This is a genomic window from Vibrio mimicus CAIM 602, assembly GCF_000338875.1.
Classification (GTDB): domain Bacteria; phylum Pseudomonadota; class Gammaproteobacteria; order Enterobacterales; family Vibrionaceae; genus Vibrio; species Vibrio mimicus.
On sequence record NZ_AOMO01000044.1, the window covers coordinates 23,151 to 47,232 of the forward strand.

The following is a 24,082-nucleotide window of genomic DNA, read 5'->3' on the forward strand; positions in this document are numbered from 1 at the left end:
CTCTGTGCGTGGCAAAGAGAGGTTATTTGTAAGTTCTGTAGCTATTCCCCAAAACACGAAATATTCCTAGCTACATAACTAGCGGAAGGATGTATGGATGCAACAATCGTACAAATGAATGGCATTACCAAGCATTTCCCTGGGGTGTTAGCGCTGGATAATGTCAGTTTCAATCTCAAAAAAGGCGAAGTGCACGCCCTAATTGGCGAGAATGGCGCGGGTAAATCTACACTGATGAAAGTATTGTCTGGGGTGTATACCCCAGATGATGGACACATCACCTATGAGGGTGAACGAGTGATGTTCACCAGCCCAATCTCAGCACAAGAGAGGGGGATCACGATTATTCACCAAGAATTCAACTTGTTCCCTGATCTGACGGTGGCTGAAAATATCTATATCGGTCGAGAGTACACCAGTAAAAACAAATGGGTGTTGGATGAAGAGGCGCAAGCCAAAGCCACTCAAGCGTTGCTGGATAAACTCAACCTCGATATCAAACCAGAGATGTTGGTTGAAAGCCTGACAGTGGCACAACAGCAGATGGTGGAAATCGCTAAAGCGTTGTCGGTGAACGCCAAAGTACTCATCATGGATGAGCCAACAGCGGCCCTGACCGAGTCAGAAATCGAGAGTCTATTTAAAGTGACCAATATGCTCAAAGAGCAAGGGGTAGGGATTGTATATATCTCGCATCGTTTGGAAGAGCTGGCACAGATAGCAGACCGCGCGACAGTATTGCGTGATGGGACCTTCATCAACACCGTAGATTACCGCACCGTTAAAATCGACGACCTAATTGCGATGATGGTGGGTCGAGACCTTGGCGATATCTACCCTCAACGCGCCAATAAGCCGTCAGAAGAGGCAGTGCTTGAAGTTAATCATTTAAACCGAAAAGGCGTTTTTAATGATGTCAGCTTCCGTTTAAAGCGCGGTGAGATCTTGGGCTTCACTGGCTTAATGGGGGCAGGACGCTCAGAAGTGGCTCGCGCAATTTTCGGTGCAGACTCAATCGACAGTGGCGATATCAAACTATTTGGCCGACCAGTGGAAATCAGCAATGTGCATGAAGCCATCCAACTTGGGGTTGCTTACCTAACCGAAGACCGCAAGAAAGATGGTTTAGCTCTGGGGATGTCAGTACAAGACAACATTATGCTGAGCAGTTTTGATGATTACTCAAATGGTGCAGGGGTAATCAATGAGCGCACATCGAGAGAGATATCCCAGAAGCTAAGAGACAAACTGCGGATTAAAACCCCGAGCCTTGAGCAGGTCGCGGGCAATTTAAGCGGGGGTAATCAGCAAAAAATCATCATCGCTAAGTGGATATGTAAAAACACTGAAATTTTGATTTTTGATGAGCCCACTCGAGGGATTGATGTAGGGGCGAAGCTGGAGATCTACGAGCTAATAAATCAACTGGCCAAACAAGGTAAATCCATCATCGTCATCTCTTCAGAATTGCCTGAAGTATTGGGTATATGTGATCGCATCTTAGTGATGCGTAACGGGAAGATAACCGGCGAGCTTCAAGCGGAAGAAGCCAATCAAGAAAATATCATGAAATACGCAACATTAGAGGGGTAACAAATGAGTAGCGATGTAAGTGCTGATGACAAATTATCAACGTCATCCAGAAAAAGTCAGGTACTGAACAAAGAACTCATCATGAAGTTTGCACCTTTAATCAGCTTAGTCTTACTAATGATTTTCTTTAGTTTAGGAACCCCTTACTTCCTTAACGTCGATAACTTACTTACGGTTGCCCTGCAGACCTCAGTTATAGGGATTATTGCGATAGGGTGTACCTACGTAATTATCACTGCGGGCATCGACCTATCGGTGGGGTCGGTGATGGCCTTCTCGGGTGTCTGCGTAGGTTTAGCGGCATCAATAGGTTTGCCATTACCGATTTGTATCATGGTGGGAGCGTTAGCCGGCGCACTTTGTGGTGTGCTGAACGGGGCGTTAATCACTCACATCACCATTCCTCCCTTTATTGCGACGTTGGGGTTGATGATGTCTATCCGTGGCCTCAATTTGGTGTTGACCGATGGCCGAGCTTTGTACTTTACGGAATACCCAAGCTTCAAGCTGTTGGCGCAAGGTAAATTGTTTGACGCTATTCCTTACCCCGTTATCTACTTTGCTGCGATTGCCTTTATTGCGGCTTACCTTCTCAAACGTACAGTCATTGGTCGGTATATCTACGCTGTGGGAAGCAGTGAAGGGGCGGCACATCTTTCAGGGATTAAAGTTAATCGCGTCAAAATGTTTGTGTACACCTTCTGCGGTTTAATGACGGGCATTGCAGGGGTGATTATTACCGCGCGTTTAAACTCGGGTCAACCGACCGCGGGTGTAGGGTATGAGCTTGAAGCGATAGCGGCCGTCATTATCGGTGGCACCAGCTTAATGGGCGGAATCGGCACGATAGGGGGAACGATCATCGGGGCATTCATCATGAGTATTTTGAAGAATGGATTAAACCTGATGGGGGTATCGCAATTCTGGCAAATGGTTGCAATGGGTACAGTTGTCATCGCAGCGGTTTACCTAGACACACTAAGAAAGAAAGTGAAGTAATGCAGTAACGATAGAAATATTCAATCACAAGTACCTTATTTGATATATGGAGAATGAATAATGAAATCTGCCAAATTAATTCTACTTGCAGTACTGGCTGCGGTCGGACTGGGTACCGCCCAGGCAAAGGACGATATGTATATCCCAGTGGTCAGTAAAGGTTATCAGCACGAATTCTGGCAAACGGTGAAATTGGGTTCAGACACAGCGGCGAAAGAATTGGGAGTGAAGACCAATTTTGTAGGCCCTGCATCTGAGACTCAGATTTCAGAGCAAATCCAGTTAATGGAGGACATGATGGCGCGTCGCCCAGATGGGATTTTACTGGCGGCGCTGGACTCTAATGCGTTAGTGGTACCAGCGGAAGAAGCGAAGTCTCGTGGTATTGAAATTGCGACGTTTGACTCGGGTATTAACTCTGATATCCCAGCTAGTTTCATCGCAACGAACAACGTAAAAGCGGGTGCGGTTGCAGCAATGACCTTGGGGGAAATGCTCGGTGGTAAGGGTAAAGTAGGCATTATTGCTCATGTTGCTGGTGCCCAAAGTACGATAGACCGTTCGAAAGGGTTTATTGATGCGATGAAAGAACAATATCCCGACATCACGGTGTTAGAAGTTCAGTACAGCGATGGCGACCCACAGAAAGCACTGGATAAGACGATCGATATGGTGCGTGCGAACCCAGATCTGTCGGCAGTGTATGCGACAAATGAAGGCTGTACTTTGGGGGTAGCGAACGCAGTTGATAACTTGGGTATTGCGGGTAAGGTCAAAGTAATGGGCTTTGATAGCACGGAAGGCATTATAGCGTTTTTGAAAGCGGGCACTATCCAAGGCTTTGTGGTGCAGGATGCGTATCAAATTGGCTATCAGGGTCTGACAACACTGTACAACGTACTAAAAGGTAAAAGAGTGCCGAATGTGATTGATATTCCGGTGAAAGTCGTAACCGCGGAGAATATTGATAAGCCAGAGATGCAGCAGTTGCTCTATCCATTTGGTAAATCCAAATAACGAGGGAACGAACTTCTTGGCCATGAAGATTCATGTGGTTCCTTTAACCATTGCCAGTGTGTCTGGTCTATAAGAAAACCCCCAGCACTGAGTGCCGGGGGTTGAATGAAGAGAAGAGTGAAATTACAGCTCTACACTTTTCACCATACCCGCTTCAGCATGCCCCGGGATGTTACAAGCAAACTCCACTTTGTTGTCACCTTGGAAATGCCATAACAGCTCTTTGGCTTTGCCCGGTTTTACGGTGACAGTGCTGCCGCTGTCGTGTTCATGGTTACCCATTTGACGCATCATTTCACGGTGTTTCAGTTGCTCCGCGGCTGAACCAATCGAAAATTCATGATCGATTTTGCCCGTGTTCATCACCACAAACTGAACCACATCGTTAGGTTCAATGGTCACGTCTTTCTTGAACGTGATCTTCATGTCATCACTCAAAATTACGTGCACCACTTTGTTTGCTTTCGCGCCCGGTGCTGGCATCCCCACATCAGATATGCCTTCCATACCCATCATTTGGGAATGATCCATGTTCATCATGCTGTGGTCCATTTTTCCACTCATTTCGGATTTGCCCATGTTGCCATGATCCATCTTGGAGTGATCCATGGTGTTAGCAAAAGTGGTGGTTGCGGTGAAAGTCAGTGCCATCGCAATCAGTGTTTTCTTCATCATTGTTATGTTCCTTTTTTGGGTTTCGTTTTGTTTGATTTTTAGGTTATTGAGCGGGGCGGTTTGCCCCGCGATCTTAGTGTTTTGGAAGCTCTTTGCTTTTCCAGAGTTTGAAAATGGCGGGCAGCACGAGCAGAGTCAGCAAGAGTGCGGATGCCATGCCGCCAATCATTGGGGCTGCGATGCGTTGCATCACCTCCGATCCTGTACCTTCGCCATACATAATGGGGATAAGGCCAATGATCACCGTCAGAACCGTCATCATGACTGGGCGTACGCGTAAACCGGCCCCTTCACGAATAGCCTCAGTGAGATCTTTCATGCTCAGTGGCTGATGATTCTCTTCGGCATCCAACTTTTTGCAGTGCCATGCTTGGTTGAGGTAAACCAACATGATCACTCCAATTTCAACGGCAACCCCAGCAAGGGCAATGAAGCCAACGCCAACTGCAATCGATAAGTTATAGTTTAGGTAATGCATTAACCACAGGCCACCCACCATGGCGAGGGGAAGTGTCGCCATGATGATCAGCACTTCACCCACGCGTCGGAAGCTGAAATACAGCAGCAGCATGATGATGGCGAGCGTGATTGGTACCACGACACTTAAACGCTCTTTGGCGCGTTCCATGTATTCGTATTGACCAGACCAAGTCAGCGCATAACCGGCAGGCAGAACCAGTTGCTCGGCTACGGTTTTTTGTGCTTCTTGTACGTAAGTCCCCAGATCGCGACCATCAATATCCACAAACACCCAGCCATTCGGGCGTGCGTTTTCGGTTTTGATCATCGGTGGGCCATCTTCATAGCGAATGTCGGCAACATCGGCTAGCGCAATACGCGCACCGTTCGGAGTGACGAGCGGTAAGTTTTGCAGTTTCACCACTGAGTCGCGGTAATCTTGCGGGTAGCGAACGTTGATTGGGTAACGCTCCAGTCCTTCAATGGTTTCACCCACATTCATACCACCGACAGCAGTGGAGATGACTTGCTGCACATCTTTAATGCTCAAGCCATAACGTGCGGCGGCGCGGCGTTTGATATCGATGGTCACGTAGCGTCCACCCGCCACTCGCTCAGCGTAAACCGATGCGGTGCCTTGAACACCTTTCAGGATCGGTTCAAGTTGCGCGCCAATTTTTTCAATCTCCTTCAGCTCTGGGCCTGAGATTTTGATCCCGATGGGCGTCTTAATGCCAGTCGCAAGCATGTCGATACGTGTTTTAATCGGCATGACCCAAGCGTTGGTTAAGCCGGGGAACTGCACCAGATTATCAAACTCCTTACGCAGCGATTCGGTGGTGACACCTTCACGCCATTGATCACGAGGCTTTAACTGAATCACAGTTTCAATCATGGTGAGTGGCGCAGGGTCGGTGGCGGAATCCGCACGGCCAATTTTTCCCCATACCGTTTGTACTTCCGGCACGGTTTTGATCAGCTTATTGGTTTGTTGCAGCAACTCACGCGCTTTACCAACCGAAATGCCCGGGTATGTGGTGGGCATGTACATCAAATCGCCTTCATCCAATGGTGGAATAAACTCACTGCCGAGTTGGCTGGTGGGGTAGTAAGCTGAGGCCATCAAACCCAAGGCCAACACAATCATGGATTTTGGGTATTTCAGGCTGAGGTTTAATAGCGGGCGATACAGAGCAACTAAACCACGGTTGACTGGGTTTTTATGCTCAGAAAGTACTTTCCCGCGGATGAAATACCCCATCAGTACCGGCACTAAAGTAATGGCTAGACCTGCTGCCGCCGCCATCGCATAGGTTTTGGTAAAGGCGAGGGGAGAGAACATTTTCCCTTCTTGGCCTTCCAGAGCAAACACAGGCACAAAGCTTAGGGTGATGATCAGCAAGGAAAAAAACAGTGGCGCACCGACTTCTTCTGCCGCTTTGCCAATCACTTGCCAGCGGTTTTTATCCGTGAGTGGCGTGCGCTCAATATGCTTGTGAACGTTTTCGATCATGACGATCGCGCCATCCACCATCGCACCAATCGCAATCGCGATCCCCCCCAGTGACATGATGTTGGCGTTGATGCCTTGCCAATGCATGACGATAAAGGCGGAAAGAATACCGACAGGCAGACTCAGCGCGATCACCAAGGAAGAACGGATGTGGAACAGGAACAGCGCGCAGACAATCGCTACGACGATGAACTCTTCCGCCAGCTTCTTCCAAAGGTTCTCAACCGCAGCATTGATTAACGTTGAGCGATCATAGGTGGAGACGATTTCTACCCCTTCCGGCAAGCTGCGTTGCAGTTCTGCCAACTTGGCTTTGACGTTGTCGATCACCTGACTGGCGTTTTCACCAAAACGCATCACGATGACGCCGCCTACCGCTTCGCCTTCGCCGTTAAACTCGGAAATGCCACGGCGCATTTGTGGGCCGATGTTGATGTCGGCAATATCGCCAAGCAGCAGTGGTGTGCCTTTATCGGTCACTTTAAGTGGCAGTGATTGAATATCTTCAATGCTGGTTAAGTAACCCGTGGTGCGCACCATGTGCTCCGCTTCGGCGACCTCAATAACTGATGCGCCGGTTTCTTGGTTACCGTTTTGGATCGCCATGTTGACTTGCTGCAAAGTCAGGTTATACGCGCGCAGTTTTGCCGGATCGATCTGCACTTGATACTGCTTGACCATGCCGCCAACGGTCGCGATTTCCGATACCCCTTCCACCGTTTGCAGTTCGTATTTCAAGAACCAATCTTGCAGGCTTCTGAGTTGGGCTAAATCATGCTTACCGGTTTTATCTTGCAACACATAGCTGTAAATCCAGCCCACCCCGGTGGCATCTGGGCCCAGTGTCGGTTTGGCATTGGCAGGCAGTTTCGGGGCGACTTGGCTTAAATACTCCAACACGCGCGAACGTGCCCAGTACATGTCAGTTTTATCATTGAAAATGATGTAAACGTAAGAGTCACCAAAGAACGAGTAGCCACGTACGGTTTCTGCCCCCGGCACCGCTAACATGGCGGTTGTCAGCGGTAGGTGACTTGATCTTCCACCACTTGCGGCGCTTGTCCGGGATAACTGGTTTTGATGATGACTTGCACATCCGATAGATCCGGCAATGCATCCACCGGCGTCATTTTCACACTATAAAGACCACCCAAGGTGAGAAAAAGGGTAGCGATGAGCACGAGAAATCGGTTGTTGAGAGACCAACGAATAATGGCTGAGATCATTGTTGACCTCCGATGGCTTCCAGTTGTTTCAGTGAGTATTCCGAGCCATTTCTAGCCACTAGAAATCGGACTTTCTGGCCCTCTTCAAAGCCGGAAAGGTTGATGTTATCGCCCACGGAAAAGTTGATTTGACCTGCATCCCAGCTCCATTCGGCAACCGGAAGGTGCGATAACGTCACCATGCCGAATTCGGCCATTAAGGTGGACACATCGCCGTTGATCCACATTTCCCCCGCGACTTGCGAGTTGCCGGCTTTGACATCGATGATCTCATATTGGCCGGAGTCGTTTTTCTGCATTTCAAACTCAATTGGCTGACCTTTTTTCAGTCCGCTCAGATCAATGCTTTTAGCGACATTGAAGTTCATGGTCATGGCGGGCCAATTCCATTGAGATACCGGCTGGTGGTTGATGGTTAACATGCCGTGATTGGCCATCACATCGGTAATTTCACCTTTGGCCCATGCGGTTTCTGCCGGGGCTTCAACACCATTGATGCGCGAAAGATCGGCCGTTTGGCTTGATTCTGAATCGAGCATGAAATGCGCGGAGGTGACGATGCGATCGGTTTGCGTTAAGCCTTGCAGCACTTCGACTTTGTCATCTGCTTCGCGGCCAATTTCAATACGCGCTGAGCGGTATTTGCCTTCGCCTTCTGCCAGTACCACACGAGTCATCCCACCGGATCGGATCACGGCCGATTTCGGCACGGTAAGCACTTTGGAATCACTCACCGGCTGCAAGGTGATATTGGCAAACATATTGGGCTTGAGTTCGCCATTCGGGTTAGCAAATTTCAGGCGCATTCTGAGTGTGCGCGTTTTAGGGTCAAGGATGGGATAAACGTAATCCACTTTACCTTGCCACTCTTGGCCGGGTAGGGCATCCAAAGTCATGCTAGCTTGGCTACCTTTGTTTAGCCAGTGAGCCTGACGCTCAAACACTTCGGCATCCACCCACACTTCGTTGAGTGGGCCAGCGCTGATCACGGCTTGCGCTGGAGATAAATATCCCCCTTCACGAATATTCAGGCTGGCAATCACGCCATTGGCTAACGCTTTCACTTCGATGGTTTGGGAAGCTTTGCCACGACGAATCACTTGATTGATCTGCTCACGATCTACGCCAAGTGAGCTGAGCCTTTCGGTTGCCCCTTTGACCAGGCCCTCACGACCGGTTCGCACCGCGTTCAACAACTCTTCTTGTGCTTTTACCAACTCTGGAGAGTAGAGGGTAAATAGCACATCGCCTTTTTTCACTTGCTCACCTACGGCGTTGATGTAGAGCTTTTCTACCCAACCGGAAACGCGCACGTTGGTTTGCCAAAGTTGGCTTTCGTCAAACGCGATATAACCGACGGTTTCAATACGAGGTGACAATTTGCTGAGTTCGACCTGCACCGTTTTCACGCCCAGATTATTTTCGACCGCCGGATCGATTTTTACTGTGCCCGGTTTGTCATTACTGCTTGCCAAATCCTCGGCATAAACTGGGATCAAATCCATCCCCATCGGTGATTTGCCCGGTTTGTCACGTTTGTAATTCGGATCCATCGGTGCAACCCAATAAAGTGGCTCATTCGCCCCTTTGCTATCGGCAGTGGAAGCCATCGCGCTCATATCGTGGCTATTGAAGTATTGGTTAGCCGCAAAGCCCAGTGCGCCGCCAATCAGTAAAGCAATGGTTGTGGTTTTTAATGTTTTCATGAGGTTATTCCTTGGCAGATGAGCGACGACTAGATTCAGCATTCAGTTCAGGTTGGGTGACGGAGTAATCAAACCCGCCAAGCAACATGGCTAAATTACTGCTGACTTGGTTGTAGTCAGTGATAAGACGCTGCCATTCCAATTCGACAGCCAGTTCATCCCGAGTGGCGGTAATCACATCGTTGAACTGCGAAGTATTGTTTTGATAGCCACGTTCCACTGCTTTGGTGCGTGCTTTGGCTTGATCAAGCAAAGTGGTTTTGTAACGTTCGAGGCGTTGCTCAAGATTGGTACGGTCAACCAATAGGGCATTGACCTTGGCATTCATTTGCGCAAGAAGCAGATCTTTTTGCGATTTGGCGGCACCCACTTGGTATTGCGCGGCGGCATGGCTGCGATCTTGGCGATTACCCGTAAATAACGGGATGTCCATCGTTAAATAGGCGCTCACCAGATCGGAAGCGGGTTCTCCTTTCATGTTGTTGGCTTGGCGATAGGCGTACATCACTTCCACCCCAAATTGTGGTGTGTACGATTGCTCGGCCAATTCCACTTGAGTTTGGTTCACCGCAATATTGGCATCAGCCATACGCACCATAGGGTGCTGCGCCAAGAGTGGGAAATACTTGCCTGATGACGTGGTTTCGAGCAAATCATCCAGCTTTTGCCAATCCAGTTGATTACTGGTTTTCAACTGAACTTGATTGGCGAGCCATTCACTGCCCAACCATTCGGACATTTGCGAGAGAAGCCGACGCTGCATTTGCTGATTGGCTTGCAGTTTTTCTTCTAACTGGCTGACTTGCAGTTGAGCATTCAGCAGATCTTGCGCTTCATTTTTACCGATGGAGTAGTTGGTGCTGATGAAGCTTTCCAGCTCGCGCATTAAGCGCTGATTTTCACGCAGCACACGTTCCGCTTGCTGCTGATAACCTAGCTCCAACCAGAGTTGAGTGATACCGTTGGCGACTTCTCGCTCCCGATTTTCGACTTGCAAAGCCATGCCATCGGCTTGCTGTGAGGCTTTTTTGCCTTGCAAATCTAAGGTATCGCCGCGCTCAAATTGTTGCATTAAACCAACGGAAATATTGGTCATCGCATCTTCATCAAATTTGAAGCTATCGACCGGTAAACCACCAAAACCGACTTTGAGTTTGGGGTCCATGAGCGTAGTCGCGGCAACGCCGGTTTCTCGCATGGCTTGGGATTGGGCATAAAACTGCTTACGGCTTGCATCGTTGGCGAGCGCTTGTTCAATAAGCAGAGTCAAAGGATCGCTTTGGGACAGCAACTGACCTGAAGAAGTCGCAGAAGACTGCGCCATCACAGGCGTTACGACCAGAGCGGAAACGCTGATACACAGCGCCAATAGGCTCGGTTTCATTTTTTCTAATCCAATCTGCACGTCAAAAAAAGACGTGAAAACACACATCACGGCTCACAGGAGCACAGTGACACGACGAATTTGTGATTGAATTAGGCTATTGGAGGTCGATAGAGGGATTGCTGCCTTTGCACTACGGATTTTGCGGATTCATAGGGAATCAAAGCTAGTTGGTATTGTGCAGGTAGGCTATAGGAGGTTTGTGGTAAAAACGCGAACACACTCACGCATGCAGCGGTACAACAGTTATGGATCGAGGGAGCATCACTCATGCAATGGCTTGAGTTCTCCTGCATCGAGGAGTTGCCCATCGGCATGGTGTGAGACATTTGGCTGCTATCCATCATCACGCAACCGGAAGGTGCTTCAGCTTCAGGTTCGGATTGGTGAGTGGAGGCACTGATCATTTGCCAAGTCATTAAAGGCGCGCTTGAAGCAAAACTGGAGCTCAGCATGGCAAACATGCTGATGATGGAGATCCAGAATATGCGAATGGGAGATAAGCGCATTTTGTGCCTTGAATGAAAAACTTAGCCGTACTTTAAAGCTTTACCCTAGGGGAAGGTCAAGCGCTGATTTGGGAAAGTTAGAGGCTAAAAGCGGTTTTGGTTAATTGCAAACGTCATGACAGCCTTTGCTTACCGTTTCTCAATTAAAATCCCAAGAGAAACCCACACTTACATCACCATTATCATTCGATTGAATGTGAGTTTTGACATCACTATTTGGAAAATGGGTGACATAGCATTCCACATTGCGGTTGCTACTCGAATCTGGGTAGGTATTGAGATGTTTCTTAGTCTCTGCTGAGCATCTATCACCAGTAAAGGCATTTAACTGCGGTGTTTCATCGATTGCATAAGGAGAATTTTTCCATGAGTTATCTTCAGTAATGTTGTACTCAGTATTAATAAGATCCTCCAGAAATATGCCTTTTGCCAAACTAGGCGTTGCAATTACAAGTAATACAATCGATAGGAAGATGTGTTTTTTCATTACTATGCCTTTATTCATCGTCGTTATTGAATTTGTTGATGCAATACTAAATAACCATGATTCGTAAATCAATAAGAAATTATCGCAAAACGATAAGTTTATATTGGTAATCAAGTTACCTTTTTGATTAGAAAAGAATGAAATAAGAGATTAAAAGCATATGTATTGCTCAAATAACAACCTCAGATCTTATCCCTCTCGCAGAAGAGAAGCTGGCCAAAATCTGCATATCGACGTGATTTGCACTGGTGACTTCCGTGCTAGCGAGGTCATATCTTGTTTCTTGCGTTTCGAAAGTTTGCCAGTTTTTGTGCATCATTGTGTTAATGGTTTTCAGCTCAAGCTCAGCAATCTCGCTTTCCATCTCTATTGAGATAGTATTTTGCGAGAAATCGCGCATAATCCTGCTATTCAACACTCAAAGAAGAAATGACTTATGACTGATTTTCAATATTACTTTCATCAACTTCCTTGTTTTGACTGTAAAAAAACCACAGTAAGCACGGATCTGGGCTGGTTAACGGCTGCAATGAAAGAGGATGTTTTGGCACAAGTGGCGGCAATTATCGCGCAAGACAACGTTGAGCCAGATCTTTCAGTGAACGTGACGTGTACGAAAGAGGAAGCGCGTGATTACTTATTGCTGAACTTCTACGGTTACTCAGAAGAAGAACTGGCGAACCAAGTTGAAGCGGAAGATGAGCAAGAAGTCGCGGATGAAATCGCGGAATTACTGGCAGAAGGTAGTGATACGATCGTGTTTGAACACGAAATCGCCCTGCAAAGTTGTACTGATTGCGAGATGGATGAAGAGTAAAACAAGGTTTAATCCTGTTACTTTTTGTTCTATCGGTGATGAGGCTCTCTCTAACCGAAATAAAAAATCCCTCAGCGTTGGCTGAGGGATTTTGTGTTTTAGATAGGGGATTTATAGTTTATCCCACGCCATATCCCAATGGCTGCCTGTACCCGGTTGGTACTGGGTCGCGTTGGTTGACCATTGTTGGCAGTAGCCAGAATATGGCCACGGCTTACATTGGTAGATTGCACCGTCAGAACCCAGAACTTTGGTACCTGCCACATACTCTTTCAAACCATTAGGGAAGACAAAATCATAATCCCCCGGTGTTGGTGGGGTTTGTGGCTCAACCAACATGAAGTCTAGCGTTTGCTGATCTTGCAGATTGCCATCGCGATCCTTGATGCGAGAAACCAACATATGATGCCCCGCTTTGGCTTCGCTCAGTTCTAAGGTTACTGATTTCAGCTCGCCATCCGTCATCGCTTGAGTCCGGCTCGCTAGCGGTTTTTGGTGGTGGTTATAAACCGTCAGTTCGGCTGTCATTTCACCTTGTGCTTCTAAAGTCAGATCAAGCTGAACAGGCTGCTCGTCAATTTCATACTCTTTCGCTAGACCAGAAACTGTCAGTGAATACTCAGGCTGTGGCGCTTCAATTTGGTAGCCAATTTCAACACGCTTCAAGCCGCTGCCTTCTTTTAGGTAAATCGGGTTAGTGCCGTAAACCGGAACAAACTGATCTCCATTGAGTTGACCAGCGCGTTGCTGTTTTTGCGTCTGGTTAATCTTAGTCGCCAGAGCGTAAGACCATTGATTAGCTTGGGTTAGCGTCTCAGAGTCGATTTTCAGCTCAGTGCGATAAGCAGGGTTTTCACCTGTTGCATCAAACACACGTGTGTATACCGTATCGCCAATGCTAAGGTCCATGCTTGGAATGATTTGTCCGGCTTGGTTCCAATCGGGTAATACTGGGCCGTTACCGTCAAATTTCACGTCAATCACGTTATAGAAAGAAGCCGCGGTATCACCCACATCCCATACCGCAAGGATTACTTGATAACCTTCACGCTCAGGCACAACACATTCGTGGTTAACACGTTTTGGCGGCTGCACCATATTGCCTTCCACCACACAGAATGGATTGAGATCAAAGGCATCGCGCGACAGTGGCTGGTTTGGGTTCCAGTTTGGCTTGGTGATGTAGTATTTCCAGTCTTTAGTGACGTGGTTGGCGGTAAAGGTCCACTCAAAGGTTTGTGGGCCAGCTTGAATTGGGCGTTTTACCCAGCGGTCGGCAGTTTGTTCATCCAGTGCTGCGGCCAGCGCCGTTTCAGCACTGGCAATCTTGCCATCACGAGGACCTGTTACAGGGAAGCCGTCAGGCCCTTCTACACTTTGCGGTTCGTACTGAACACCACCACAGTTAGTGTTTTTCTCAGCAGTACCATTGGCGGCAAATTTACATAAAGCGGCACGTCCTTCTGCAATGCCGTTTTCCACTGCTGAGATATAACCGTGTCCATAGGCGACTCCACTGATCGCCGATAGGATTAACGCGATAGCGGTCATTTTAGGTTGCTTGTTCATCACTGACTCTTTTTTGTTGGCTGACTGTTGGGTGCTGACAAATTCTTGTCAGGCATCGCTCAGAAGTGTTCTGAACGGCACCACATTCAGCAACGCATAAAGACACAACAGATTGCTGTTATGGCAACCCCGCTATCATAGGTTTGAAGTCGTGTTCGTCGGGAACCTCTTTAACCCACAGACCGGAAGCTTTGCGTCCCACTTTTTCAAGTGGTTTGCCGAAATGTGATCGAAGGCAAATTTAATCAATTTGGGGTGGGAAAGCGAAGTGGTGACAGATTTTGTGGAATGAAGCTCTCATCCTTAATTTTTAGAGCTAAATAACTAATATCTACATGAAATATCAGATGTTTATTGAATTCGTTCTGTTATGCATCGAGCTCTTGGGAATGCGTTTTTACTCCTTTACTGATCTGAGCGCATGGCAGAACGTATACTCAAGTGTCTCTATCCAAATGAGTTTCCGACTCTACTGTTTGCCATAAAGGAGCACCATGCACTATCCGGTTGTTCGATTGATATTGGGGGATCAACTCAATCATGCTCACTCTTGGTTTACCGAACCCAGAGACGATGTGTTGTATCTGATCGCGGAGTTGCATCAGGAGCAGGCGTATGTGCGTCACCATATCCAAAAGCAGTGCGCGTTTTTTGCTGCCATGAAAGCATTTGTCGACTATCTATCGGCAGAGGGGCATCACGTCATGCATCTGGATCTGGATGCCACAGCAGAGTTTGCCGATTTGCCGCATTTGATCAGTCAGGTATGTTCCCAAGTTCAAGCCAGATCCTTTCAGTACCAAAGACCAGACGAATATCGCTTACTCGAACAGTTAGCGAATTTACGTTTGCCTGAAGCGATCATTGGTTGTGTGGATACCGAGCACTTTCTGTTGCCATTTTCTGAAATCACCGAGCAGTTTCCTGCCGGAAAAGCGGTTTTGATGGAACACTTTTATCGGAGGATGCGTAAACGTTTCAGTTATTTGATGGAACCGGATGGTAAACCAGAGGGTGGACAATGGAATTTTGATGCGGATAACCGCAATAAATTAAAAGCGCAGGATCTGCTTAACTTGCCAGCCCCGCTGCGGTTTGATAACCCAATCTCGTCGATGAAAGCACGTTTAGATCGGCATGGGATCGAATCAATGGGTCGGGTGAGGGATTCTTTGCTATGGCCGATTAATCGTGCGCAAGCGCTCTCCTTACTGGCGCATTTTTGCCAGCTCTGCTTACCCAACTTTGGCCGCTTTCAAGATGCGATGACGGCGGAGCACCCGCACAGCTGGAGCCTCTATCACAGTCGGCTTTCATTTGCGCTGAATTGTAAGCTGCTTTCCTCACGCGAAGTCATTGAAACGGCAATTGAAACTTATCGTGTTGCTCAAGGGGGGATCTCTTTAGCTCAAATAGAAGGTTTTGTGCGGCAAATTTTGGGCTGGCGGGAGTATGTGCGCGGCATGTATTGGAGCAATATGCCCAGCTACAAAACACGTAATCATTTACAAGCTTCGCGCCCGTTGCCGGGCTATTTTTGGCATGGGCAAACTCACATGCGTTGTCTACAACAAGCGATCACACAATCACTGAACTTTGGCTATGCACACCATATTCAGCGCTTAATGGTAACAGGAAATTTTGCGCTTCTGACTGAGTGCAATCCGGATCAAGTCGATGCATGGTACTTAGGGATTTATATCGATGCGATTGAATGGGTTGAGCTTCCTAATACCCGTGGCATGGCGTTATTTGCGGATGGCGGTTTGATTGCTACTAAACCTTATGCCGCGAGTGGCTCTTACATCAATAAAATGAGTGATTACTGCACTTCGTGTTCTTATCAGGTTAAACAGAAATCAGGTGAGCATGCCTGCCCACTTAATTCGCTCTATTGGCGCTTTATGCTCAAACATCGTGACCGACTCGCTAACAATCCTCGAATTGGGATGCTATATAAAACATGGGATAAGATGAAAAGTAGCGATCAACAGGCGATTTTAGCAACCGCCGAAGCTTACATTAACCAGCTTGAAACTTTGTAACACAGGCCGAGCTAAGCCAATAAATCACAACTCGGCGCAATATTTGCTTGGTATTTTCAGTCAGACGTCGGATTTCAAGCTCGTGCTTAGGCGGCTTATCCCATGACAAGGTGAGCGTAAAGCTAACGCTTCGACAAAATCGCATAAAGAAATGGTGTGTTTGCTCTAATGAGTGGAAGGCTAATAAAATAATGTTTTATTGATAATGCATTGTTTTTATAGGTGTTTATGACTTACGGATTACGCATGTACGCCCGAAAGTCATTGCAGCTTACTGTGAAGTACTTCAAAATTAGGGCGTTTCCATTTCTTCTTGGTTAAGAATGAGGTTTTGATGAGAGTCGCTGATCTACTAAAGCATCGAGCTGAAAACTTGGTTAAGCACACTGAATTTAAACAGTGGGTGTCTCCGTCTGTGCGCGAGTACTGGGATGACATTTTGCACAAAACCAATCGTCGCCCGCTGTTTGCGTGGGTGAAAGATCTGCACCTGCCTGCCAATGAAGAAACGCCGATTCCGGAACCGATTGTGCTCAAACCGGAAGCTCAGGCTTTGTATGATCAACTGCAAACCCAAGTGGGGGAAGTGATCCACACTGGAGACTGGTTGCTGGTCGATCAAGAACGTATCAATCAATTTGGTATGGTGACTGAAGATATGCAGTGGATTCATACCAATCCAGAGCGCGCGGAATCAGAGTCGCCGTTCAAAACGACGATCGCCCACGGTTTCTTAACTCTGGCTCTGCTGCCTAAGTTGACTGACAGCGTTGATGAAGAGAAATCTCTGTTCCCTACCGCAAAAATGGTGGTGAATATTGGGCTTAACTCGGTACGTTTCCCTTATCCAGTGAAATCGGGCAACCGAGTACGTGCTGTGAGCACGTTATCAAAGGTGACACCAATCAAGAAAGGCCTTGAGATTGAACGTGAAATCAAGGTTGAGATCGAAGGCGTTCGCCGCCCAGGTTGTGTGGTCGTTTCCGTTATTCAACTGCATTTCTAATCGATTTTGATAAAAACAAGGAGAGCATTGGCTCTCCTTGTTTTTTTGCATGAAGCGACAGATCTTAGCGCTTATCAAACCGTAGCTTATTCAACATCACTTGGCATGATATAGCCGTATTCCACAATCAATTTCTTCGCACGATCCGACTGTAAAAAGGCAATGAATTGTTGAGTCTGTTCATCGGCCTTATCCGTGTAATGTAGAATCAAAAAAGGGCGCGACAATTGGTAACTGTGCTTGGCAATGTTATCGGACGTCGGGTCGGTTTTCTCAAACTGAATCGCTTTGACCGACTTATCTACTGAGCCGATCGAGATAAAACCAATCGCTTGAGTGTTGTGGTTAACCAGCGTCTTCATCATGCTGTTGCTGTTCACGACTAACGCCGTTGATGCCACATCAGAAACTTCTCTATTGTTCAGTGTTTTGGTCAGTCCCATCAAGCTTTCAAAACTGTAGCGCGTTCCGGATGACGCTTCGCGGGTGACTACGGCAATTTTTTGGTCTTTGCCGCCGACCTGTTTCCAGTTCGTAATTTGACCTTTATAAATACCATACAGTTGTTCACGGCTTAGATTGGTCAGCGGGTTGGCTTGGTTAACGACTACCGCTAAACCATCAAATGCCAGCATAAAACTGTTCAAATTGTCCTGTGATTCACTTTCCGTCAGGTAACGCGAGGTCATGGCAATATCGGCAACCCCCTTTTTCAGTAATGCAATCCCTGCGGTGGAGCCAACGCCTTGCACAGCAACATAAGTCTCTGGGTGCATCTTGTTATACTCTTCAGCGAGTACATCCATGATTCTAGTCACTGAGGTGGAACCTGAAACGGTAATTTCACTTGCTTGCGCAGAAGGTGTCATCGCTGTGATGGAAAAGAATAGTGCGCAAACGGCGGCAAGTGCCATCCTAAACATAAAGTAGCTCCCATATTGTGAAAAAATCTTGTGCAGTATGCCTGAAACGTATGACAAAAATGTGAATGCGTTTCTAGGTTTAGTTCTGGATTTGTGAAATCAGCAGGGATTGCTGTGATTGCTTATACTCAAATGACACTGAGATCATGGAATTGCTTTCCACAGATAGCGATACTGAGTCGACTAAGTCACCAGTGAGGTTAAAAATGATTGTCAACCTTCTACAGCGACAGCTTGAACGGCGTGCAGAATTGCTCTGTATGAGCCGCAATCAGAGTTTGCCTGCTGAGTTAGGCAAATCCAGCTTTGAGCCGATCGAAAACGGAATACAGTTTATTCTGTGCCACTACAAGCTCGATTCGACCCACTGTGATTATGAAAGTCTGGTGGCAAAAATCATCTGGGAAGAGGCTTCAAAGCAGTGGGCGCTTTATGTCTACGATGAAAAGCAGGCCAGCAGCGAACCTTGGATCCCTTATCCATTTTTGGCTCGTAGCGAAGATTTAACCGCCATGATGCGCGAAGTGGAGAAAGACCCTAAAGCTTATTTCTGGGTATAGTTTGAGACACGAGATAAACAAAAGGCATTCCGAGGAATGCCTTTTTGGTAAGAGGGCGAAAGCCTAAGCTTATCGAATTACGCTTGAGGTTCGCTATTCTCTTCAGTATTAGCTTGTGCTTCCGTGGCCAGATCAGCAAACACTTGAGTTGGTTTACCCACTAGGCTGCGGTTTTCTTGGTTCACTTCTGCAAGAACGATTTCCAGTACATCACCGAGTTTGTACACCACTTCTTTATCAATCGACACCGTACCATCTTCGCCATTACACTCGATACGCTCTTTGTTATCGAGGATCAGCGCACCCGGAATAAAGGCCATTGCGCCGTTTTCGAGTAAGCGAACACGCATACCTGGGCGGTTGATGTCAAAGATCTCTGCTTGGAAGCGAGTTTCTTTCGCTGGCTCATCGGCCAGAGTGCGAGCATAGAGCCAATCTGCCACATTACGTTCGGCAATTTTGTGATGCTTACGATGCAGTGCAAGTTCTTCACCAACAGTCTCATCCGGCGTTTGCACAGGGGCTTTGCCCAGAATGTGTGCTTTCAGCAGACGGTGGTTAATCATGTCGCCGTATTTACGAATCGGTGAAGTCCAAGTTGCATACACATCAAGACCCATAGCGAAGTGGGGGAGAGGCTGGTTGCCAATCTCACTGTAGCTCTGGTACTTACGAATACGGTTATCAAGGTAGCTAGTTTCTTGTGTTGCCAGCCAGCGGCGCAGAGCGGCAAAGCCTTCCACCGTTGCCAGTGTTTCAGCATCGGCATTCGGTGCACCGTGTGCTGCCATCAACTCCACCACATCGGCCATTTTCTCGGCTTTGAAACCAGCATGGGTATTGAATACACCTAAACCAAACGTCGCTTGCAGCGTTTTACCCGCACAGATGTTTGCAGTGATCATCGATTCTTCGACCAAGCGGTTCGCGGTGCGGCGCATGTCAGCATGAATCGCCACCACATCGTTATCTTCACTCAGTTCGAAACGGTAGTCTGGGCGGTCTGGGAACACAACCGCGTGGGTTTCACGCCAGTTGGCACGTGCTTGTGAGAAGGCATAGAGATCACGCACCACTTGGGCGATTTCTTCGCTTGGTTGCCATTGTTCCGAGCTGCCAGTTTCCAACCAGTCAGAAACATGGTCGTAAACCAGACGTGCATGTGACTTTATGTTGGCTGAGAAGAAGCGAATATCATCGCCAATCACGCCATCTTTACTAATGGTCACCGAGCAGCATAGGGCTGGACGAACTTGGTTTTCCATCAGTGAGCAAAGCTCATCGGCTAGATCACGCGGCAACATTGGAATGTTGCGACCCGGCAAATAAATGGTAAAGCCACGCTCACGAGCGACTTTGTCCATCTCATCTTCTGGTGTGATGTAAGCGGTTGGGTCGGCAATCGCGATAGTCAGCGCAAAATCACCGTTAGGCAGTTTTTGTGCGTACAGCGCGTCATCCATATCTTTGGTGGATTCACCATCGATAGTGACAAAAGGTACCGCAGTCAGATCTTCACGAACCAAATCTGCATCATCTTTCAGTTGCCAGTCGTCAATGCCAGCAGGTTCACTGTTTGGCAGATCATTTTCGGCCAACGTCACCCACCAAGGCGCAATCTTGTCATTAGCATCGGTGATTTTGTGTGAAATCTCAGCGAAGAAACCATTGTCACCTTTAAGAGGGTGGCGAATGAGATGAGCAACCACCCAGTCACCTTCTTGGAAGTCAGCTTCGTTGAGGCCTTTCTTCGTTTTCGCCTTCAACGCCATCTTTTTAAGTTGTGGATGATCAGGCGCTACATTGAGTTTGCCTTTAAACAGTTTTACGCGGCCAATGAAGCGAGTCAGTGATTGTTCGATAAGTTCAGAAGGCTCTGCGACTTCACGTTCATTTTCGGTGCGGATGAAAGCCACGACTTTGTCGCCATGTAAACACTTCTTCATATAAGGAGGCGGAACAAAGTAACTGGTTTTGCTATCGACTTCGAGGAAGCCAAAACCTTTGTCACTGGCTTTGATGGTGCCTTCTTTTTTAGGCAAGGTTTCTTGGATTTTTTGCTTAAGCTGCGCGAGGAGCGGATTGTCTTGGAACATCTTTTTTATCTAACCGTTTAAGTTGGGCACACTATAATCATTGAGGGACTGGATTACTACCGAAAACGTGAGTTCGAGCATCGTTGGCTGTTTATTTATTCGCTGAAATTGTCAGCAAATTTGGTGTTTTGACGGGTTTTTTCGGTCAATGAGGCATCATTTTTCCTTTGCTAAGAAATTTTTGTGATGAAATTCAATTTTTCCTAGCTTTTTTTTATGCTTTTAAGGAATAATCCGCGTCCCTTATATGTCCCTAGCGGCTTGATGCGTTTTAATACTTATCCGCATCTGAACGGACTCAGCAATTCATTGGATTGGTTGGAAATGGTAAAGCACGTGGGACCTTGGTTATTTCTTCATTTAGTGGGATCCCCATGCAAGATACTGCAATTCAATTCAGTGATTTAGCACTGAACAGCGCCATCCTTTCTGCCCTAACCGAAATGGGCTTTGTATCACCTACACCTATCCAAGCAGCAGCGATTCCTGTTTTGCTCGAAGGTCGTGATGCACTGGGTAAAGCGCAAACAGGTACGGGTAAAACAGCGGCATTCTCACTGCCTCTGCTGAACAAACTTAATCTGTCTCAACACAAGCCACAAGCTATCGTTATGGCGCCAACGCGTGAGCTGGCGATTCAGGTAGCGGCTGAGATCAAAAACCTTGGCCAAAACATCAAAGGCCTGAAGGTTCTTGAAATCTACGGTGGTGCTTCAATTCTTGATCAAATGCGCGCTCTGAAATCTGGCGCTCACATTGTTGTGGGTACTCCAGGCCGCGTAAAAGATCTGATCACTCGTGATCGTCTACACCTAGACGAATGTCATACTTTCATCCTTGATGAAGCAGACGAAATGCTCAAAATGGGCTTCGTTGATGACGTTACTTGGATCATGGAGCAAGCTCCAGAATCAGCACAACGCGTACTGTTCTCTGCAACTATGCCTCCAATGGTAAAAGAGATCGTTGAGCGTTTCCTACGTAACCCAGAGTGTGTTGACGTAGCCGGTTCTAACCAAACTGTGGCTAAAGTTGAACAGCAATACTGGGTGGTAAAAGGTGTTGAGAAAGATGAAGCGATGGCTCGTCTGCTTGAAACCGAAGAAACTGATGCTTCTATCGTATTCGTACGTACTCGTCAGGATACTGAGCGTCTAGCGGATTGGCTGTGTGCGCGTGGCTTTAAAGCGGCGGCTCTGCACGGTGATATCCCTCAGTCTCTGCGTGAGCGCACCGTTGATCATATCAAGCAAGGTGTGATTGATATTCTGGTTGCGACTGACGTAGTAGCACGTGGTCTGGACGTTCCACGTATCACTCACGTATTTAACTACGACATCCCATTCGATGTTGAATCTTACATCCACCGTATCGGCCGTACTGGTCGTGCTGGACGTAAAGGTAAGGCGATCCTGCTGGTTCGTACTAACCAAATTCGCATGCTGCGCACTATCGAGCGTGTAACTCGTTCTTCTATGGAAGAGATCCAACTGCCGCATCGCGATAAAGTGGCTGAATCTCGTCTGACTAAGCTGGGTCAAGAACTGGCTGCAGATAAAGAGTTCAGCTCACTGGAGCGTTTCGCTGAGCTGGTTGAAAAACTGCAAGCGTCACTGGAAATCGACTCAACCACACTGGCTGCGATTCTGCTGAAACGTCAGCAAGGTAAGCGTCCTCTATTCTACGTAGGTGCTGACCCAATGATCGAAGCGATGGAGCGTGAAAAATCACGTCGTCGTGAGCGTCGTGATGACCGCCGTGATGGTGATCGTCCTGCTCGCCGTGAATTCGGTGGTCGTGATCAAGAGAACCACGATTGGGATACTTACCAACTGCAAGTTGGTCGTGACCAAGGCGTTCAAGTGAAAGACATCGTGGGTGCATTGGCGAACGAACTGGGTCTGACTAAAGGTTCTATCGGTGCAATCAAACTGGCTCAAGGCCATACGTTTGTTCAGCTGCCAAAAGCCATGTCGAGCGACGTTTCTAGCAAGCTACGCAAGCTGCGTATCCGCCAAAAAGAAGTGGGCGCAGTAGTGTGTGACTTCGACGATTTCCGCGAATCTCGTGGTGGTGCTCGTCGTGAAGGTGGCCCACGTCGTGACGGTGGTCGTCGTCCAGAAGGCAACCGTGAAGGCGGTTTCCGTGGTGGTCGTGGCCGTGGTGGTGAAGGCCGTCCTTTCCGTGAAGGTGAGCGTCGTTTTGAGCGCAACCGTAGTGGTGAGAGCAGTGGTAGCTACCGTGGTGAACGTGGCCATAGCCGTCGTCGCGAAGAAGCATAATTCACTGAATTAACTTGAATTGATAAGCCCGCAGGTAAAACTGCGGGTTTTTTGTTATCTGCGTCGCATACTTTCATTTCATTGCTACACTTTAAGCGGGTGATAAATAAGCAGAACAACCAATTCAACCAATGAGGTGGAGCATGCGCAAATGGCTATGGATACTTTTACTGTTAGTCACTAAGGTCTCTGCGGTTGAGGTTACCCCTTATATCGTCAATGGCACAGTCGCGACCGTGAGCAATTATCCCTCTTTTGCCAGTTTGGCGATTTATATCTCACCCTATCAATACAGCACTAGAACTTATTGCGGTGCTACGGTTCTTAACTCACGTTACATCCTCACCGCGGCACACTGCATCTATGGCGACAGTTACGCCATGCTCTACACCGTAGCGATTCCTCAGTTGCAAGATGAAAATGATTACCCGAATGGCAACATTCAGTTCGCTCGTGGCGCAGAATTTTACTATCCCGATAACTATGTCCATTCTTCATCGGCCTATTGGCCGAATGACATTGCCATTATCAAGCTAGAAAACGACCTTAATGTGAGCAATTTTGTTGGCGTATTGAATAGTACGGTGAATGATAACTACCCCACGGGTGGCTCCTACAAAGCAGTCGGCCACGGCTATGTGAGTACCAATACCACGGGGGGAACACAACTACTCGAAACGAATCTGACATTTGTTCCATTTTCCACATGTACAGCTTATTACGGAGCCAATTTTAGCTCGGGACATCTCTGTTTTACTGGTCCTCAGTCTGGTTCATACCGTAACTCAACATGCTCTGGTGACTCGGGCGGTCCTGTCTACTGGGATAATGGCTCAGGTTATATTCAAATTGGAATCACCAGTTTTGGTCCATCCATTTGTGGTGATGCTTCTCAACCTGTTACCTCTGTCTTCACAGAAGTTTCTGACTATTACAGTTGGATCTTGCGGGTGATGAACGGGTTAGAGACGCCGAAATATTACGTTACAGAGAGTAACGGGGTGCGTACATTAAATGTCGGGGGAACCACTACAACAGTAGCTAGCCAAAGCTCATCAGGTGGGGCAATCTCTTTCCTTGTTACTTTATTGCTGGGCTCTCTGATCGTTATTCGGCGTAATAAACTGAATATTTGAGTTTTGTTGCCAAGGGTTGTTTGATTTTAAATGTTAATCTGACATTATCGATATTCATTTACTAAATCTATAAACAATCC

18 protein-coding genes, 1 pseudogene and 1 riboswitch are annotated in these 24,082 nt (G+C 47.5%); of the genes and pseudogenes, 9 read left to right on the forward strand and 10 right to left on the reverse strand.

Going from position 1 to position 24,082, the window contains the following annotated elements; translation table 11 throughout:
- The first annotated feature begins 93 nt into the window (after positions 1-93).
- Genes D908_RS06230 through D908_RS06220 form a run of 3 tightly spaced genes read left to right on the forward strand, consistent with a single transcriptional unit; the run spans position 94 to position 3,609 of the window.
- A complete protein-coding gene (locus D908_RS06230) occupies positions 94-1,593 on the forward strand; it encodes a sugar ABC transporter ATP-binding protein (protein WP_005525581.1) in 1,500 nt (499 codons plus the stop codon).
- Between the two features lie 3 nt (positions 1,594-1,596).
- The gene (locus tag D908_RS06225; RefSeq protein WP_005525583.1) at positions 1,597-2,592 is read left to right on the forward strand and encodes an ABC transporter permease; all 996 of its coding nucleotides are present in this window, start codon (positions 1,597-1,599) and stop codon (positions 2,590-2,592) included.
- A 60-nt stretch (positions 2,593-2,652) separates the two neighbouring features.
- Positions 2,653-3,609, forward strand: a complete 957-nt coding sequence (locus tag D908_RS06220) for an ABC transporter substrate-binding protein (RefSeq protein WP_005525584.1) — start codon at positions 2,653-2,655, stop codon at positions 3,607-3,609.
- A 123-nt stretch (positions 3,610-3,732) separates the two neighbouring features.
- Here D908_RS06220 and copI read toward each other — a convergent pair whose 3' ends face one another.
- The 7 genes and pseudogenes from copI to D908_RS06190 form a co-directional block, all read right to left on the reverse strand.
- Positions 3,733-4,284, reverse strand: a complete 552-nt coding sequence (gene copI / locus D908_RS06215) for a copper-resistant cuproprotein CopI (RefSeq protein ID WP_032467661.1) — start codon at positions 4,282-4,284, stop codon at positions 3,733-3,735.
- Between the two features lie 73 nt (positions 4,285-4,357).
- Positions 4,358-7,482, reverse strand: a pseudogene (locus tag D908_RS06210) (efflux RND transporter permease subunit).
- On the reverse strand, positions 7,479-9,188 hold the full coding sequence (locus D908_RS06205) for an efflux RND transporter periplasmic adaptor subunit (protein WP_005525594.1): 1,710 nt from the start codon (positions 9,186-9,188) through the stop codon (positions 7,479-7,481). The pseudogene D908_RS06210 and the gene D908_RS06205 overlap by 4 nt, the downstream one beginning before the upstream one ends.
- Before the next feature lie 4 nt (positions 9,189-9,192).
- Positions 9,193-10,572: a TolC family protein gene (locus D908_RS06200; protein WP_005525598.1), complete on the reverse strand. Its 1,380-nt coding sequence runs from the start codon at positions 10,570-10,572 to the stop codon at positions 9,193-9,195.
- A gap of 92 nt (positions 10,573-10,664) precedes the next feature.
- The gene (locus D908_RS0119635; RefSeq protein WP_315972152.1) at positions 10,665-11,027 is read right to left on the reverse strand and encodes a hypothetical protein; all 363 of its coding nucleotides are present in this window, start codon (positions 11,025-11,027) and stop codon (positions 10,665-10,667) included.
- 193 nt (positions 11,028-11,220) lie between these two features.
- Positions 11,221-11,568: a hypothetical protein gene (locus D908_RS06195; protein WP_005525605.1), complete on the reverse strand. Its 348-nt coding sequence runs from the start codon at positions 11,566-11,568 to the stop codon at positions 11,221-11,223.
- 169 nt (positions 11,569-11,737) lie between these two features.
- Positions 11,738-11,968 carry a hypothetical protein gene (locus D908_RS06190; RefSeq protein WP_005525608.1) on the reverse strand — a complete coding sequence of 77 codons (231 nt, stop codon included), beginning with the start codon at positions 11,966-11,968 and terminating at the stop codon, positions 11,738-11,740.
- A 36-nt stretch (positions 11,969-12,004) separates the two neighbouring features.
- Between D908_RS06190 and D908_RS06185 the strand changes: the two genes are divergently transcribed.
- Positions 12,005-12,385 (forward strand): hypothetical protein, encoded by a 381-nt coding sequence (locus D908_RS06185; protein WP_000129236.1) that lies wholly within the window; start codon positions 12,005-12,007, stop codon positions 12,383-12,385.
- Between the two features lie 111 nt (positions 12,386-12,496).
- Here D908_RS06185 and gbpA read toward each other — a convergent pair whose 3' ends face one another.
- Positions 12,497-13,954, reverse strand: a complete 1,458-nt coding sequence (gene gbpA / locus D908_RS06180; protein WP_005525611.1) for an N-acetylglucosamine-binding protein GbpA — start codon at positions 13,952-13,954, stop codon at positions 12,497-12,499.
- Positions 13,955-14,073: 119 nt separating this feature from the next.
- Positions 14,074-14,184, reverse strand: a riboswitch (cyclic di-GMP riboswitch).
- A 264-nt stretch (positions 14,185-14,448) separates the two neighbouring features.
- On the opposite strand from gbpA, the gene D908_RS06175 reads away from it, so the two are divergent.
- Together D908_RS06175 and D908_RS06170 are read left to right on the forward strand one after the other, a co-directional pair.
- Positions 14,449-15,999, forward strand: a complete 1,551-nt coding sequence (locus tag D908_RS06175; RefSeq protein WP_005525613.1) for a cryptochrome/photolyase family protein — start codon at positions 14,449-14,451, stop codon at positions 15,997-15,999.
- Between the two features lie 334 nt (positions 16,000-16,333).
- The gene (locus D908_RS06170; protein ID WP_001261548.1) at positions 16,334-17,005 is read left to right on the forward strand and encodes a MaoC family dehydratase; all 672 of its coding nucleotides are present in this window, start codon (positions 16,334-16,336) and stop codon (positions 17,003-17,005) included.
- An 86-nt stretch (positions 17,006-17,091) separates the two neighbouring features.
- Here D908_RS06170 and D908_RS06165 read toward each other — a convergent pair whose 3' ends face one another.
- Positions 17,092-17,928 (reverse strand): phosphate ABC transporter substrate-binding protein PstS family protein, encoded by an 837-nt coding sequence (locus D908_RS06165; protein ID WP_005517852.1) that lies wholly within the window; start codon positions 17,926-17,928, stop codon positions 17,092-17,094.
- 206 nt (positions 17,929-18,134) lie between these two features.
- On the opposite strand from D908_RS06165, the gene D908_RS06160 reads away from it, so the two are divergent.
- Positions 18,135-18,488 (forward strand): DUF3024 domain-containing protein, encoded by a 354-nt coding sequence (locus tag D908_RS06160; protein ID WP_000636803.1) that lies wholly within the window; start codon positions 18,135-18,137, stop codon positions 18,486-18,488.
- 77 nt (positions 18,489-18,565) lie between these two features.
- On the opposite strand, the gene rnb is transcribed toward D908_RS06160, so the two are convergent.
- Entirely contained in the window at positions 18,566-20,584 is a 2,019-nt protein-coding gene (rnb, locus tag D908_RS06155) for an exoribonuclease II (RefSeq protein WP_005525616.1), read from the reverse strand.
- Positions 20,585-20,958: 374 nt separating this feature from the next.
- Here rnb and D908_RS06150 point away from each other — a divergent pair, with 374 nt between their 5' ends.
- Positions 20,959-22,866, forward strand: a complete 1,908-nt coding sequence (locus D908_RS06150; protein ID WP_005525618.1) for a DEAD/DEAH box helicase — start codon at positions 20,959-20,961, stop codon at positions 22,864-22,866.
- Positions 22,867-23,009: 143 nt separating this feature from the next.
- Positions 23,010-24,002, forward strand: coding sequence for a GlyGly-anchored extracellular serine protease VesA (gene vesA / locus D908_RS06145; RefSeq protein ID WP_005525620.1), 993 nt, complete (start codon positions 23,010-23,012; stop codon positions 24,000-24,002).
- Positions 24,003-24,082: the final 80 nt, after the last annotated feature.